12 protein-coding genes are annotated in these 15101 nt (G+C 68.4%); 2 read left to right on the top strand and 10 right to left on the bottom strand.

Translation table 11 applies throughout. The features are described from left to right. Positions 1 to 25: 25 nt before the first annotated feature. The 10 genes from ACQPWU_RS49220 to ACQPWU_RS49175 all read right to left on the bottom strand — a co-directional run bounded on the left by ACQPWU_RS49220 (position 26) and on the right by ACQPWU_RS49175 (position 13199). Entirely contained in the window at positions 26 to 2314 is a 2289-nt protein-coding gene (locus tag ACQPWU_RS49220; RefSeq protein WP_433433264.1) for a hypothetical protein, read from the bottom strand. 761 nt (positions 2315 to 3075) lie between these two features. Continuing rightward, positions 3076 to 4392, bottom strand: coding sequence for a lipopolysaccharide biosynthesis protein (locus ACQPWU_RS49215; protein ID WP_433433262.1), 1317 nt, complete (start codon positions 4390 to 4392; stop codon positions 3076 to 3078). After that, positions 4385 to 5188 (bottom strand): polysaccharide deacetylase family protein, encoded by an 804-nt coding sequence (locus tag ACQPWU_RS49210; protein WP_433433261.1) that lies wholly within the window; start codon positions 5186 to 5188, stop codon positions 4385 to 4387. Before ACQPWU_RS49210 ends, ACQPWU_RS49215 begins: the two co-directional genes overlap by 8 nt. Further along, on the bottom strand, positions 5185 to 6126 hold the full coding sequence (locus ACQPWU_RS49205) for a glycosyltransferase family 2 protein (RefSeq protein WP_433433259.1): 942 nt from the start codon (positions 6124 to 6126) through the stop codon (positions 5185 to 5187). The genes ACQPWU_RS49210 and ACQPWU_RS49205 overlap by 4 nt, the downstream gene beginning before the upstream one ends. An 11-nt stretch (positions 6127 to 6137) precedes the next feature. Next, on the bottom strand, positions 6138 to 6971 hold the full coding sequence (locus ACQPWU_RS49200; RefSeq protein ID WP_433433257.1) for a glycosyltransferase family 2 protein: 834 nt from the start codon (positions 6969 to 6971) through the stop codon (positions 6138 to 6140). 142 nt (positions 6972 to 7113) lie between these two features. Continuing rightward, a complete protein-coding gene (locus tag ACQPWU_RS49195) occupies positions 7114 to 8244 on the bottom strand; it encodes a GNAT family N-acetyltransferase (protein ID WP_433433255.1) in 1131 nt (376 codons plus the stop codon). Next, positions 8241 to 8630, bottom strand: coding sequence for a hypothetical protein (locus ACQPWU_RS49190; RefSeq protein ID WP_433433253.1), 390 nt, complete (start codon positions 8628 to 8630; stop codon positions 8241 to 8243). Before ACQPWU_RS49190 ends, ACQPWU_RS49195 begins: the two co-directional genes overlap by 4 nt. Before the next feature lie 260 nt (positions 8631 to 8890). Next, a complete protein-coding gene (locus tag ACQPWU_RS49185) occupies positions 8891 to 10432 on the bottom strand; it encodes a sigma factor-like helix-turn-helix DNA-binding protein (RefSeq protein ID WP_433433251.1) in 1542 nt (513 codons plus the stop codon). 115 nt (positions 10433 to 10547) lie between these two features. Beyond that, positions 10548 to 12320, bottom strand: a complete 1773-nt coding sequence (locus ACQPWU_RS49180) for a substrate-binding domain-containing protein (RefSeq protein WP_433433249.1) — start codon at positions 12318 to 12320, stop codon at positions 10548 to 10550. Positions 12321 to 12560: 240 nt separating this feature from the next. Then, entirely contained in the window at positions 12561 to 13199 is a 639-nt protein-coding gene (locus ACQPWU_RS49175; RefSeq protein ID WP_433433248.1) for a hypothetical protein, read from the bottom strand. 143 nt (positions 13200 to 13342) lie between these two features. Between ACQPWU_RS49175 and ACQPWU_RS49170 the strand changes: the two genes are divergently transcribed. Continuing rightward, positions 13343 to 14113: a DUF4184 family protein gene (locus ACQPWU_RS49170; RefSeq protein WP_433433247.1), complete on the top strand. Its 771-nt coding sequence runs from the start codon at positions 13343 to 13345 to the stop codon at positions 14111 to 14113. Next, a complete protein-coding gene (locus ACQPWU_RS49165; protein WP_433433246.1) occupies positions 14106 to 14927 on the top strand; it encodes a TrmH family RNA methyltransferase in 822 nt (273 codons plus the stop codon). The genes ACQPWU_RS49170 and ACQPWU_RS49165 overlap by 8 nt, the downstream gene beginning before the upstream one ends. The last annotated feature ends 174 nt before the right edge of the window (positions 14928 to 15101 follow it).

The following is a 15101-nucleotide window of genomic DNA, read 5'->3' as shown; positions in this document are numbered from 1 at the left end:
CACAACCTGAGTGTTTCCTGTGAATTCAGTTATTTTGCGCGATGTATATAAATCTCTCGATGATCACTGCTAGGGCCACCGCGAAGGCGGGAACCGCCAGGAACAGCAGGCGCTTGCGGGTTTTGCGCGCGCGGTTCGGGCCGTTCAAGCAGATGATCTCGTATGCGAAGAGCGCGACCCAGGTCACGCCCAGTGCGCCGATGCCGACAGGGGTCCAGGGCGAAGTGGGATCGCCGCGTCCCTTGTACGGCTGGGGATCGGGGATCTCGGTGCCTCTGACGAACTTCTTCCAGGTGTAGAGCGCGGCGTCCTGGTTGGAGAACACCCGCTTCAGATCCGGCGAGGCGTCCAGCGCCGCGCGGAACCTCGTGCCCCAGTCCTCCGGGAAGCCCTCGTTGAGCTGCAGGTAGCTCACCTGCCCGCGGCTCACGATCAGGTACGAGTTCCGCGGCTGCTTCTTGAGCGCCTCGACCGCGTTCGCGATCTGCGTCGGGTCCTTGTGCACGAGGGCCTGCACGCCGAAGTTGACCAGCTCGACGTCCTTCTCGCCCCACGGCAGGGTCGGGGTGACCTCGGGACCCTCCTTGGGCACCAGGTAGAGCACCTTCGCGCTCGGCTTGTCGTGCTCGTAGATGTAGTGCAGGGCGGCGACCTCGCCCGTGGTGACCCGCTCGAACTTCTCGTTGCCGTACCTGGCCAGCAGGAACGCGAACGCGAACAGCACCGCGAAGCACGCCGCGAGCACGACGGAGAGCTTCTTGGTGAACTGCGGGTTGAAGCGCACGCTGCGCCTGCGCAGCGGCACGGTCTCCTCACGCACGTCCGCGCTGTCGGCGGGCAGGTTGGGGAAGAACGCGTACGCGGCGAGCAGGCAGGCCCCCGGCAGCGCGAACATGTAGATCCGCAGCCCGATCTCGCCGCCGTAGCTCTGCAGCCCCAGCGCCAGCACCGGCACGCAGAGCAGGATCAGCGCCGACCGGTCGAACACCCCGCGCCGGAACCGCCTGAACAGCCCCACGGCCGCCAGGCTGAGGATCACCACAAGGATGCCGAGCCGCGCCTGCAGCACCAGCGCGTGCGCGGGGTCGCTGCCCTCGATCCGGTCGCCGGTGCTGTTGCCGATGTTCTGCAGGATCCGGCCGAAGCCGCCGAAGATCGCGCCGATCTGTCCGGACCAGAAGCCCACCGTCATGTAGCTGATCCAGGCCAGCACCACCAGCCCGAGGAAGAACGGCAGCGCCCAGCTCAGCGAGGTCCGCTTGAAGATCAGGAACGCGGTCACGACCCCGAGCATCATGAACGGCGTGATCTGGTGCGAGGCCACCGACGCGAAGAACAGCGCCAGCAGCATCAGCAGCATGAGCAGCTTGTCGGCCCGGAACGTGCCGGTGTTGGCGAGTTCGCCCGGGGTCATCGCGTCCAGCTTGCCGAGCAGCTTGCGCAGCCCCTTGGGCGGGATCGGCTTCGCCCGCGGCTCGACCCGGCCGAACCATCTGAGCAGGATCGCCACGAACGCCAGATACAACGCGAACGTGAAGCCCTGCGGTGAGAAGTAGTCCTGCCCGATCCACTGCACCAGCACGAACAGCAGCGCCGCGAACCACCGGGCCCGAGTGGTCGACACGACCTGGCGCAGGATCAGCACGAACGGGAGCAGGTAGAGCAGGTTGGAGACGAGCGGCGTCCACTGCAGGATCGTCGTCAGGTCGGTGATCCCGGCGGCCTGCGTCACGAAGGCGAACAGCGCGAAGAAGCCGGGCCAGCCCATGCGGGCGTCGATGCTGATGGCCGACTCACCGGTCCTGCTGATGAACTCCACGAAACCGGCATGGATGTACGCCGTGGGGAAGCGCGGCTCCGTCGCCACCAGGGCTCCGGCGCCGTGCAGGGCGAACGTGATGGCGGCGATCTGGAACAGCAGGAGGAACTTGCGGTCGGTGCTCTGGGCGACCGTGACGAAGAACGACACGATCATGATCAGGATGGCGATGAACGCCGTCGCCGGGATCGCCGAAATCAGGCCCAGGCCGTCGATGTTGTTCGGATCCACGCCTCGCAGCGGGCCCGGGGCGACCTTGAGGGCGAGGATGTACATGGCCAGGCCCTCGAGGACCAGCAGCACAGGCAGCCACGTGGGCGCACTGGCGACCAGTGCGCCTATGCGACCACCCAGGGTGCGCGGCTTGGCCGGAGCCGGCTGAGGAGCGGCCTGCTGGGGCGCGGCTTCCTGCGGCGTGGCTTGCTGGGGTGCGGCCTGCGGCGGCGCGGCTTGTCGAGGCGCCTGCGTGGGCGGGGCAGGCGCATGCAGCGGCACGCCCTGAGCCGGGGCAGCGGTGGACGCCCCTGCGGCGGGGGCTCCTGTCGCAGGGGCTCCCGTGGCGGGGGCCCCTCCGGTGGGGGCTCCTGCGGTGGGGGCCGCTGCGGTGGGAGCCCCTGCGGTCGGCGGTGTTCCGGCAGGGCCAGTGGCTCCGGTCGGTGCCCCTCCCTTGGCCGGACGGTCTGCGGGCACGGTGCCGGGAGCCGTCGCTCCGGCCGCCTGCGCCGCGCCGGCGGGTTGCGGGCCGCCAGCCGGTTGCGGTCGTACACCGCCCTCGGAGTCCCCAGCCGGTCGGGCATCCGGCTTCGCGTCCGGCTTCGCGTCCGGCTTCGCGTCCGCGGTCGGCTGGGGCCCGCTGGACGGCTGGGGGCGCAGGCCGGGCTTGGTGTCGGACGTGTCAGGCGAGTCCGTGGTCGGCGCGGAACCATCCTGTACGGGTGTGACCACCGTCCCCGTGACGTCCGGGTCCGCCGGCTCTTCCGTCGTGGGCGGGTGCCCGATGTGCAAGGAGGCAGGCAACCGGAAGACCGTCGTCGTGTCCGCGTCCGGCTCAGTGTCCCCCGAGGTGTCCCCCGAGGCATCCTCCGAGGTGTCCTCCGGGGCCGAAGGCGAGCTCTCCGAGGAAGCGGACTCGAGCGTCAGCTTAGGGATGACCCCGGTAGCCTCCGGATCGAAGGGCACGTCTGAATCCTCCTTGTCCCCGTGCACGTCCGAGGAGCTCTTAATCCCATCGCCGTCCCGTTGCGTCACGTTGACCATCATGAGGCCCCGGCCGACTCCTGGGTTACAGCCTGCGGCCCTGTTTCGCCGACCCTGAGAATTTTGCGTAGATTCCCAAAGATCAAAAGCCCCATGAGCAGCTCGCTGAAGAGCAGCCCGTACCCCACCGCGTTGACCCCGGCGTACGGGAACAGCACCACGGTGGACACCAGCACGAGGACGGCCAGCCCGATCTGCACGGTCGCCAGCATCCTGGCCCGCGACTGCGCCCGCAGCGCGCTCAGATAGACCTCGATCAGCACCCGTGGCAGCACGGCCAGCGACATCAGCCGCAGCAGCGTCGTGCCCTCCTCCGCGAAGGAGGACCCGAAGACGGTCAGGATCAGCGGCGCCGCGAGAATCGCCACCGCGATGATCGGCGTGACGATGAGGAAGGCCCGGCGCAGCGCGTGACGGCAGTTCTCGGCCAGCCGGGCACGGTCGAAGGAGCCCTCGACGGTGAGCGACACCGCCATGTTCATGGCCAGCAGCTCGATCATGCTGGCGAGGGTGTGCGCCATCGAGAAGCGCCCGAACGTGGCCTCGCCCACCTGTGTGGCCACCACCACGGGCACCAGGTAGACGATTCCCAGGATCGACAGCGTCCCGGGGAAGTCCCCGGCCAGGAACCTTCCAATTTCGCGCAGCCGGGGCGGCTCCTGCGCGGCGTCGGACTCCTTGACGTGCCGGGGCACCACGACGCCGAAGATCAGCCAGTTGACCGGGATGAGCGCGAGCGCGGTCGGGATGACCCACGAGACGAAGATCCCGCCCGACGGCAGCGCCCCGGCCAGCGCGACCAGCAGCCCCATCTTGACCACGCCGAAGACCAGATTGTTCATGGGCACGAACGGCGCCCGGCGCAACCCGGTCAGCACCACGTCCTGCAGTGTGAAGACGGCCCACACCAGCACGGACCCCAGGAAGAACAGCCCGGGCCAGAAGCCGCTGAGCACCGAGTACGTCTTCCCCCACATCGGCAGGGTCAGCAGGAACCCGAGCGCCGCGACCCCGCCCGTGGCGGCGGCCAGGCCGTACCCACGCAGGACCAGCTCGGGCGTGCGGCGGCCGGCCACCGGCAGGAAGCGGGCCAGCGCGCCCACGAACCCCAGCGCGGTCAGCGACGCGAACAGCCGCATCGCCGTGATCACCGCCTGCCCGCGGCCGAACTCCTCGGGCGAGTAGTGGTGTGCCGCCAGCAGCCAGTAGCCCATGCCGAGCACGCCGGTGACGACGGTGTTCGCCATGAGCGCGTAGCCCTGGCGGAACAGCGGATTACGCAGATCGCCGAGGATCCTGCCCCAGACGCTAGACATTTCCGCGCACCCGCTGCAGCCCGTACCTCGTCCGGCGCACGACCGCGTACCCCTTGGTGAGGATGCGCTCGCGCAGGTAGATGAGAGGAACGGCGGTGCCTTCGACGGCGCGCTTGAACATGGTGATGGTCGTGCCCTTGCCGACCGTCAACCGGGGGATGGCGAGCATGTCGTGGCGGTCGGCGGCGATCGTGTTGCTCACGGCGCAGGCGGCGAAATATCCGGCCTTGCGGACTTCCTGGCGGACGCGGGCGCTGGAGTAGCCGTAGGGGTAGGCCATGGTGGCGACCGGCGCGCCGATCTTCTCCTCCAGCAGCCCCTTGTTCTTGCGCAGCTCCTGCCGGAGTTCCTCGGTGCGGAGCTGGTCGAGCTGGGGGTGGCTGTGGCTGTGGCCGCCGATCTCGATGCCCGTCTGGGCGGCCTCGCGGGCCTGGGCCCAGCACAACATCTTGTCGAGGGGGCGGCCCGCCGCGTCCTTGCCCGCGTCGGACACCCAGCCGCTGGTCAGGAAGACCGTGGCAGGGAAGTTGTAGCGCTCGAGCAGGGGCAGCGCGTCGGTGTGGAAGTCGGCGTAGCCGTCGTCGAACGTCACCACGATCGGCTTGTCGGGCATCGAGCGGCCGTTGTTCTTGTTCAGGGAGGCCACCAGGTCGCCCAGCGTGAGCGGGGTGAAGCCGCTCTCCGACAGGTACGCCAGCTGCTCGGCCAGGTCGGACGGCCGCACGGAGTGCGGCTTGGTCTCGTCGTTGGGGGTGTCGGTGACCGAGTGGTACATCAGGATCGGGATCCGGGTCATGAGCGTGTCACCTTCAGCCGTGCGGAACCCACCACGTAACCCCAGGTCGTCCAGGCCAGCCCGACCACGATCGCGGCCGCCCTGCCGAGCCCGCCCAGGTCGCCCCGCAGCGCCTCGCCGACGCCGCGCAGCGCGCCGAGCGGCAGTGTCTTGAGCGCGTGGGCACGCTCGCTGGCCAGGCCGTCCTGGGTGCCGACCTCCTGCGTCACCAGGGCCTTCGACAGTCCTTCCGCGTAGCACCTGGACCTGAAGTAGGCGAAGCGCTCGCGCTGCCTGGACACCTTGTGCCCGATCACCGCGCGCGGCTCGAAGAGCATGACCGAGCCCGGCTTGCGCTGGCTCAGCCGGATGCAGAACTCCGTCTCCTCACACCCCAGGGGGCGTGACTTGCGACCCTGCACGCTGCGCCCGATGCCGCTGTGGAACCCCCCCACCTCGGACACGACGTCGCGCAGGAAGGCGGCGTTGCCGCCCATCACGTTGCGGATCGGCGCACGTACGCCGGGCATGCCGCGGTACGTGCAGCCGACCGTCCAGTCGAACTCGTACGGGAACCACTGTGGACGCCTCCCCGACGCCCACAGCGGATCCGTACGACCCCCGACACCCACCACGCCGGTTTCCTGGAAGCCCTCCTCCAAAGCCTCCAGCCATCCGGCATCGGCGACCGCGTCGTCGTCGAGGAACGCGACAATCTCACCGTGGGCCGTGGCCACGCCGGTGTTCTTGCCTCCCGACAGCCCCTTCTCGTGCGTGTTCTCCACCACAATGGCCTGTGGATACGCGCGTTTGAGCTTGAGGTGCAGGTCGGGGTTGTGGTCGACCACCAGGATCAGCTCGTGTGCCGGGCGTGTCTGGCTCTCGACCGACTCGACTGCCTGCCTGATGTCCTCCCACCGTTCCTCGGTGTAGACGCAGATGACAACAGACGTGTTCACAGGGATCCCTCTTATGCGACGCCTCGGTCAGCGGCGGGAGTGGCGGTCGGCTCAGGCTGAGGGGGAGCGGCCTGGCGACGCCACTCCTTCAGGATGGTCTTGAGCACGCGGAAGCCATCTCGTACGGCGCGAAGGTTGCTCTCGCCGTGAATGCGGGTGCGTTCGTGGCTCGGCACCTCGTGTACCTTCAGCCCGGCCTTGGCTGCGCGCACGTTCATCAGGGTCTCCACCTCGAAGCCGTCGCAATCGAGGTCGAGCACGTCGAGGTGGCGGGCCCAGAAGGCGTTGTAGCCGTAGCACAGGTCGGTGTACTTGGTGCCGTACAGGACGTTGACGATCGAGGTTAAGACCTTGTTGCCGACCCGCCGGTTGATCGTCAGGTCGTCGCTGCCGCCGCCGGCCGCGTAGCGTGACCCCTTGACGAAGTCGGCGCCCGTCACCAGCGCCCCGACGAAGGAGATGATCTCGCGGCCGTCGGTCGAGCCGTCGGCGTCGATCATCACGATGATGTCGCTGGAGCACGCGGCGAAACCGGCTGCCAGGGCGTCGCCCTTGCCCTTGCCGGTCTGCGTGACGACTTTCAGGCTCGGTCGCAGCCGCTTGGCCACGGCCACCGTGTCGTCGACGGAGTTGCCGTCGACGAGCACGATCTCGTCCACCCACTGCGGGATCGTGGCGAAGACGTGCGGCAGGTTCGCCGCCTCGTTCATCGCCGGCACGACCACGCTCACCGTTGGGGAAATGGCCAGGTGAGGAGTGACCGGCGTGAAGCTGGTGGGTGGCGGCATCGACCGCAAGGGTGCGGCTTGCGGTTTGCCGTTGTGCTTGCCTATCTCGGGACTCATGGCGAGGGAAATCCTTCCGGGACCCCTCCCCGCCACGGTCCGGACGCTGCCACTCCCGGGTGCTGAGGGAATGGCGAAGCCGGTGAACGATGCATCGAAGGATCCTGTGCTGTGAGGGTGTTCTGCCGGGACTCGGAAGCGCTCAGCGTGCTCCCGTTGGTTCTTTCACTACTCCGTTGGGTGACTCTTGCTGCTGCATCGAGGAGCGCACCCGACCGAAGCCCTTCAGTACACGGTCGGCCGCCCTATAGAGAGACGGTCGATCCATGACGATTGTTCGGGCCTTGTTGAAAGGAGTTCGGCCCATCCAGTGGACCGCCGCCGCGGCGGACGGTCTCGAGATGCGGCCTTCGGCGACGTACAGGACCCCGCTCTTGAGCCAGTCCTTGTACTCCTTGCCGCCTTTGCCCATGTCCACCATGTGCACTCCGTCGTTCGCGGCGGCCTCGGCCATCTGGAGGTGGTGGACGATGCCCGGCGAATAACGGCCGAACTCGGTGTCATAGGCGGGGAACCACCCTACAAGCGTGGTGGCCGTGCGGAGGCCGAAATGCCCGGCCACCGGTACGTCCCCGGCATAAAGCATGGTCAGGACGCCCGCGAAGTCCGATGACTTCTCGGCATGCATCATGTCCGTCAATTCGACGATCCACGGCTGGGCGAATCTGTCCACCCGGCCAGTTCTTCGATACTGGTCGGACTTCCACGCCAGCAGCGTGCGCAGCACCTCGGGGTCGGCCGAGGCCCACTCGAAGCGCAGTTCGCCCTGCTCCCTGCCGAGCTTGCGCTCCTTGTAGCGGACGGTCTTGAGGTTTTTCGGGGAATTGGACTTGACCTGCTCGATCCAGGTGTCGAACCCGGAGGTGAAGTCCATGACCGGCGCGGGCCGGACGTCCTGCTCGTAGGGGGCGAACGTGGGCTGTCCCGCCACCAGGTGGTCGAAATCGAACACGCTGAGCTTGCAGGCCCGCAGCAGGGCCTTGGCGTCGAGCTTCAGATCCGGGGCCGCGATTAACCCGTGGCATGTGGTGAGGAAGCCGCCGAGCGGCTTGCCGATGCCGAAGCTGTGCCGCTCGTGCGGGAAGAACCCCACGATGCCGCTTCCGTCGGAGATGACCGCCACCCTCACGTAATCGCGCAAGCGGTCCATCGCCACGGCGAACTCGACGGACAGGAACGGGTTGTCCAGACTCGGATCGGCCTTCTGCAACTCCCGCCATCGGCTCCGCTCGGAATCCCCGAGCTCTCCCGGCCGCACTACCTGGATGTTCACCTGGCCCCCTGCTGGGTCTGCATGTTCTTCCCCCGGTACAACACGCGAAGCACGTACATGAACCCTCCGAGCACGGCGACCGTCGCGACGCCCGCCCGGGGCGACCACGCGCCGAACAGCAACATCGCCTGAGCGAGAAGCACGTTGAGTACGAGGCTTGCCGCAGCCCCTACTGATAGTGCGGCGAGGGGATCACGATCGCGCAACAGTCCCACTACCGCAGCGCCTGGAACGACCAGGAGGAACAGAGAGATCAAGAACGGGCGCAGTGGCGTGTCTATGTCGAAAAGCGCCACGACCGCTCCAGCGATGCAGGCGAGCGCCAACAGCCAGGTCAGCGCCCTGCGGTGCTGCTTGAGCATCCCTCTTCTCTCCTGCTCTGTCATCAAAGGACTACTGATCGCTATTTCATGGGACCAATCCGCGCCAGGACACGTCAATGCCGACGCTTGGCTAGGTGCCCTGGTTTACCGGCATGCAAAGATTTTCTCGTGTAGTTTCAACGCGCGGTCAAGAGGTTCCCGGTCTCGGAGAGGCTATCAAGCACACCAGAATGCCCTATGCGGCTGGGCATCTTCGAGCGAAGGCCCGAATCATCCATTTTTGTCGGCTATAAATGCCGATCTACTCGAGGGTAACGTTCACTTTACCCGTCGAGGGTTTCCGCGTCGTCAGCGGACGCGGTCTCAGAGGGTGAGGTGCTCGGCTCGGCGGAGGCCGTCGGCTCGCCGGACGGCTCGGACGTCTGCTGCGTGCGGCCGTCCCAGGCCAGCGAGCAGGTCGCGGTGCCGCCGTTCGAGGTGAAGGTGACGCGGCCCCTGCCGGCGCCGTCCGGGTCCAGGATGGTGACCCAGATCGCCACGGACCCCCCGGCCTTGACGGACCCGCTCGCCGGGAACACGTCCAGCCCCTCGGAGGCGGTCGCCACCCACGAGACCGTGGCGTTGCGGGCGCTGAGCCCGATCTTGGCCGCGCCGTCGATCGCCTTCGGGCACGACGCGCCGAGCCGGGCGCCGGGTGCGGGCCTGCGCCGGGTGGCCGTCGGCGCGGCCGCGCGCCTGGTGCTCGGCCGCTCGGTGGGCGCGGCCCGGCCGGCGGGGGTACGGCTCGCGGTGGGGGCCGGGGTCGGCGTGAGCTCGTCCTGCTCCACCACCGGCTCGGGCGTCGGCGTCTCCTCGAGGGAGGTCGGCGTCTCCTCGACGGAGGCGGTGGGTGAGGGGGCGGCCCGCATCGGGGTGCTGTTGGACGCGTCGCTGCCGTTGATCGCGACCATGGCCCCCGTCGCGGCCAGCACGCACGCGCCGGCCAGCAGCACCGGCGCCAGACGGCGTGGCCTGCGCCGCCGCGAGCGGTGCTCGACGGCCACGGGGAAGCCGGTCTTGTCGAAGCTGTCCCCGCGATCGGTGATCAGGGTACGGGTCTGGTCCCGCTCGGGGTTGACGCACGTGTCGATCACGCGGCGGCGCAGCGAGATGGGCGGGAACGCGACCGGCACCATGTCCAGGAGCCGCGCCGCCGAGACCTGCCGATGCCGCCCCTCCGTGCACACCTCGCACCCGCTGATGTGCCCCGACAACCTCCGCCGCAGCAGCGGGGTGAGCGGTCCCTCCCACGAGTCGACCATGGCCGACAGGTCAGGGCAGTGCGCCCGTCCCGTCCTGGCCAGCACCACGGCCGCCGCGGCGTTCTCCAGGTGGTCGCGGGCCCGGTCGAGCCTGCCGGCCGCCTGCCGCGAGGTCAGCCCGAGCACCGCGCCCACCTCGGCCGGGGTCAGGCCGTGGCGCAGCGACAACTCGAGGACCTCGCGCTCGCTCCTGCTCAGCTCACCCAGCGTCTCGTGAACCAGGTCGGCCAGCTCAGGGTCGTCGTGCTCCTCGAGCACGGGCAATGGCATGCCCTCCACGGGGGTCCGATGCGCCAGCCTGGCCTGCACCTGGAACCTGGTCAGCGCGTAAAGCCAGGCCCGCAGCCTGGCGGGCTCCTTCAGCCGGTGCACGCATCCCTGCGCGGTGACCAGGGCGTCGTGTACGGCGTCCGCGGCCAGGTCGGTGGCGAAGGAGCCGGCGTAGTCGTGCAGCCGCTCGGCGTAGGAGTCGTACAGCTTGGCGGGAGCGCCGGTGTCCGCGCGCCGCAGAGCCTCGACCAGCTCGTGTTCCTCGGCGCGATCGACGGACGGCCATCCAGGCACGGATTCCCTCCCCGCGGGTAGAACGGGCACTCAAGCCCCACGCGGAGAGGACGCGGCCCCGTTCTGGCGGGTTCGCCCGTTATGCCCAACAGGCATGGGGCGCTCCCTTGCCGGCTCAGCCGTCGCAGTTGGGGGTGCAGAGGCGGCGTTCCATGCCCTGCAGGAAGAAGTCGCGCACCTGGAGGACGTTCTTGGCGATGTAGGCCTCGCCGCCCGTGGCCTTGGCCAGCGCGTCCATCTGCTGCTTGCCCTTCTCGGCCTCCGGCCCGAACGCGATGAGCAGGATGCTGATGGGCCGCTTCGGGTTGTACGTCTTCTTCAGGTACTGCAGGATCTCGGCGTTCTTGACGCCGCCGTCCGGGTCGTCGTTGCCCGCGCCGTCCGTGAGGATCAGCAGCGTGTTGATCTTGTCTTCCTGGTACGTCTTGGTCAGCTGCGCGTACGCGGCCTTGACCGTGTCGTTCAGCCCGGTGTCGCCCGTGGCCTTGGCCTGGATCGAGGCGAAATTCTTGGCCAGCATGTCCTTACGGAGCGTCCCGTTGACCGACTCGCTGATCGGACCGACGGAGACGAGTTCCTTCCAGTCCTTGCCCTGCCCGTCCATATGCGTGGAGAACGTCCACAGGCCCAGCTCGGAGTCGGCGGGGAACAGGCCCATGCCCTCGGTGGCGATCTTGTTGATGGCCTGCATGCGGGTCATCCCCGTACCGGGAACGGGCAGCGCCATCGTGCCGGAGACGTCGAGCAGCGTGAGCAGGCGGGTGCCCAGGTTCAGCCTGGACCAGGTCTGCACCATCTTGGCGACGGTCGCGCCGTCCGGCGGCTCCAGGGCCGGCGGCGTGTCGGGCGTGAACCCCTTGTCCTTCGACAGCGCGTCGCCCGCCTTGCCGTCCGTGCTGCGGAAGCCCGCCTCGCGCAGGACCTTCTTGGCCGACTCCGTGGCGAGGTCCTGCTTGAAGCTCGCGGCGGCCTTGAGCACCGACGGATCCTTGGTGAGGATCGTGATCGGGTAGTCGAGGCTCAGCGTGCCTTCCTTCGGATAGAGCGCGACCACCGGAGCCTCCGGCTTCTTCGCGTTGTGGGCGTAGATGGCCTGCTCGGAGGTGACGCCGACGGGCACCCTGCTGCCGGATTTCACCGTGAGGCTGGCCAGCAGCGCCGTCGAGTCGGACGCGAGCTGGCCCGACAGCTCCTTCATCGCGCCGACCAGCGCCTTGTCCAGCCCGGCCTCCTTCGCCGTGCCGGCGGCGGCCAGCAGCGCGGCCAGCCCGGCGGAGTTCTTCTGGGGGTCGAGGGCGAGTACGCGTACCTTCTTGCCCGGCCCGTCCACGTTGGCCACGTTCGCCGCCGAGATCATGGCCGCCCAGCTCGGCTGGAGGGTGCCGGTCAGCTTCGGCGCGAACGACTTGGCCGCCGCCAGCACCACGGGTGAGGCCGCGATCGAGCTGTCCACCTGCGGCAGCGCCTCGCCCGCCGGGGTGTTGCGCAGGCTCTCCATGAGAAGACTGGAGTCCGCCACCCAGAAGTCGGCCTTGGCCTTGCCCGCGGCCACCGCGTTCGCGGTTCTGGCCGCGGCCTCCTTGGCCACCGTCACCTCGACGCACTTGCTGTCGATCGAGTGCATGGCCTTGTTGTAGTTGCCCGCGATCTTGTTCAACGCGGGCTGGATGTCGGGGGTCGCGACGACGCGCAGCGCCAGCTTGCCGCCCGAGCAGTCGTGATCGCGGTTGAAGATCACGAATGCGGCGACGCCGAGGAGCACGGCCAGCGCGACGGCACCGGCCAGCGGCACGATCACCCGGCCGCGACCGCTGCTGGAGCGTCTGCGGGCTGGGGGTTCGTGCGCTCTGTATCCGCCGTCGAGCTCGTCTGTGCGGTGTCGCCCCACGATGTCCTCTTAGGTATGATTTGAGACTTTCCCGGAGACCCTATCGGGAGATGCTCCGCAATACTCCGGGAACGATACTCGGTGTGCTCTATGTGGGAAAACAGCCCTTTTGGTGCGGTGATTACTCTGTGTCGTCAGGGTTTCTGGCTTGCGTGATGTTCAATGAGAGGTACGTGTGATCGGCGGATCGCGTTCATCTCATGACCGGGAGATCGCGTCCAGGAGCCGCTGACGGCGGCGCTAATGACAGCAGGCATGGCCGTGCCAGGCCCGCGTGCCCTCCCGTACGGCGACCACTGCCACCGCCACCGCCACCGCCGGATCGACCCACCACCAGCCCAGTGTGTTGAGCCACAGGCTCACCAGCACTCCCGCCGCCATGGCCGCGCACATGAGGTTCTGCGTCCCCTCGCCCGAGGTGGCCGCGGACGCCAGTCGCGCTCCGAGCCGCCGCTTGGCCATCCCCAAGGCGGGCATGCTGATCAGGCTGAACGTCGTCACCGCGATCCCCAGCACGCTCGGCGCGGACCGCTGCCCCGCGTCCAGGTCGTAGATGACGTGAGCGATGAGGTAGGGCGCGAGCAGCCAGAAGCTCACCGCGACCGCCCGCCGGGCAGTGCCCTCGGCGCTCGGTGAGAGCGTGCGTGCGCCGGTGAACCGCCACACCACGATCAGGCTGGCCGCCGCCTCCACGAACGACGACAACCCCCACCCGATCAGCGCCAGAGAATGGGCGGCGAATCCGGCGGCCAGGCCGAGCGTGCTCTCCACGCTCAGCCAGACCAGCGTGACGACCGATAGCGAACGGGCGGCGCGGGCAGCGCTCAGCCACTCGGCTGACGCGGCCGGATGCTCATGAATCCGCTGGTCAGGCACCATGACCCTCCGCACTCCCCGGCTATCCGGCCGTCGACAGCGATGTGTAATATACCCACTACACACCGTAACGTAGCTTCCGGGCAGCAAAGGATGGTCAAGATTGCCCGCATAATGAGCGCTGATCGCGAGGGAGGGGAGCCGGTTTGCCGTTCACGCCCAGTCACATGGCCGCGGTGGTGCCGCTGATGTCGTCGCCGCGCGTACGCAGGTTCGCCGATCCGTGGGCGCTGGCGCTCGGGGCGATGGTCCCCGATCTGCCGATCTTCCTGCCGTTCCTGCCTGACTATGGCAAGTGGCACTCCTGGATCGGCGTGGTCACCATCGACCTCGCCGCCGTACTGCTGCTGTTGCCGCTCTTCCACGGCGTCTTCAGGGACCCGCTGATCTCGCTGCTCCCGCCGTCGCTCGCCGGCCGCGCCGCCGTCCTGGCTCCTTCGCGGCCCCATCTCGCGCCCATGGCCGTCGGGGCGGTGATCGGCGCCGCCTCCCACATCTTGTGGGACTCCTTCACGCACTCCACCGGGCCCGAGCTGTGGGGGGACTGGCTGTCCATCCGGGTGTTCGGCGTGATCAGGCTGTTCCGGCTGCTGCAGTACGTCTCGTCCGTGATCGGCCTGGCCGTCCTGCTGTGGTGGGGGTGGCGCGGCCTGTCCCGGATGGCGGCCAGCCCCGTGCCCGACCACTTGAGGCTCAGCCGGCGCGTGCGAGGGCTCATCATGCTGTTGTGCTGGATCGGCATAATCGCGGGCGCCTTCCTCTGGCCCCTGGTGGACGAGCCCGCCCCGGAGCTCGGCATCGCCAGCGTGCTCACCAAGACGGGCGCGGGCACCGTGGTCGGCCTGTGCCTGGTGCTGACCTGCTATGCGGCGGGCTGGCAGGTCAGGCAGCGCATGGCACTATCGGAAGGTGCTTGAGTACGTAACCGACGCCGACGATCCCCGCCTGACCGACTACACCCGGCTCAGGGACGTGGAGCTGCGCAAGAGCCTGGAGGCTTCGCGCGGCCTGTTCCTGGCCGAGGGGGAGAAGGTGATCAGGCGGGCCATCGGCGCCGGCTACCCGATCCGCTCGGTCCTGACCACGCGCCGCTGGCTGACCGCGCTCGAGGACGTCCTCGGGGACGCGCTCGTCTACGTGGTGAGCGACGAGGTCATGGCGCGCATCGTGGGTTTCCAGGTGCACCGCGGCGCCCTTGCCTCGATGGAACGCGTCGCCCTGCCCTCCGTCGAGTCCCTCATGAAGGGCAACGCACGGCGGCTGCTCGTGCTGGAGGACCTGGTGGACCACTCCAACGTAGGCGCCATCTTCCGGAGCGCCGCCGCCTTGGGGGTGGACGGGATCCTGCTGTCGCCGCGGTGCGCCGATCCGTTGTACCGGCGGGCGGTGAAGGTCTCGATGGGGGCGGTGTTCTCGATCCCGTACGCGCGGATGGACAACTGGTTCGACGGCCTCTCGCAAGTGCGGGAGGCGGGCTTCCAGACGCTGGCCCTGACCCCTGACCAGGCGGCCATCCCGATGGATGCCGTCAAGCTGGGGGATCGAGTGGCGCTGTTGCTGGGCGCCGAAGGCGACGGCCTGTCGTCACACTGGCTGGAGGAAGCCGACCAGGCGGTGTGCATCCCGATGAGCGCGACGGCGATGGCCGTGGGCGTGGACTCGCTGAACGTCGTGGCCGCGGCGGCCATCGCCTGCCATGGACTGATGAGGTCAGCGGAGCTGCCGCGCTAGGTGCGGGCAGCGACAAGGCAACCGTCACAGAGATGGTTCGGTTACCGCACGAGGTGTTCAGCTCGGGCTGGTGAGGTACCCGTGGGCAGGAGCCCCATAAATCCGGCCACGGCTATTCCGACTCGTAGCTGACGAGATGTTCGCTGCATCCATCTATGCGGTTGGCCGGGTTCC

Origin of the sequence: Nonomuraea sp. CA-141351 (assembly GCF_050944675.1) — a bacterium.
Classification (GTDB): domain Bacteria; phylum Actinomycetota; class Actinomycetes; order Streptosporangiales; family Streptosporangiaceae; genus Nonomuraea.
Note: the sequence above shows the minus strand (reverse complement) of the source record. Positions and strands in the feature narration are given on the sequence as shown.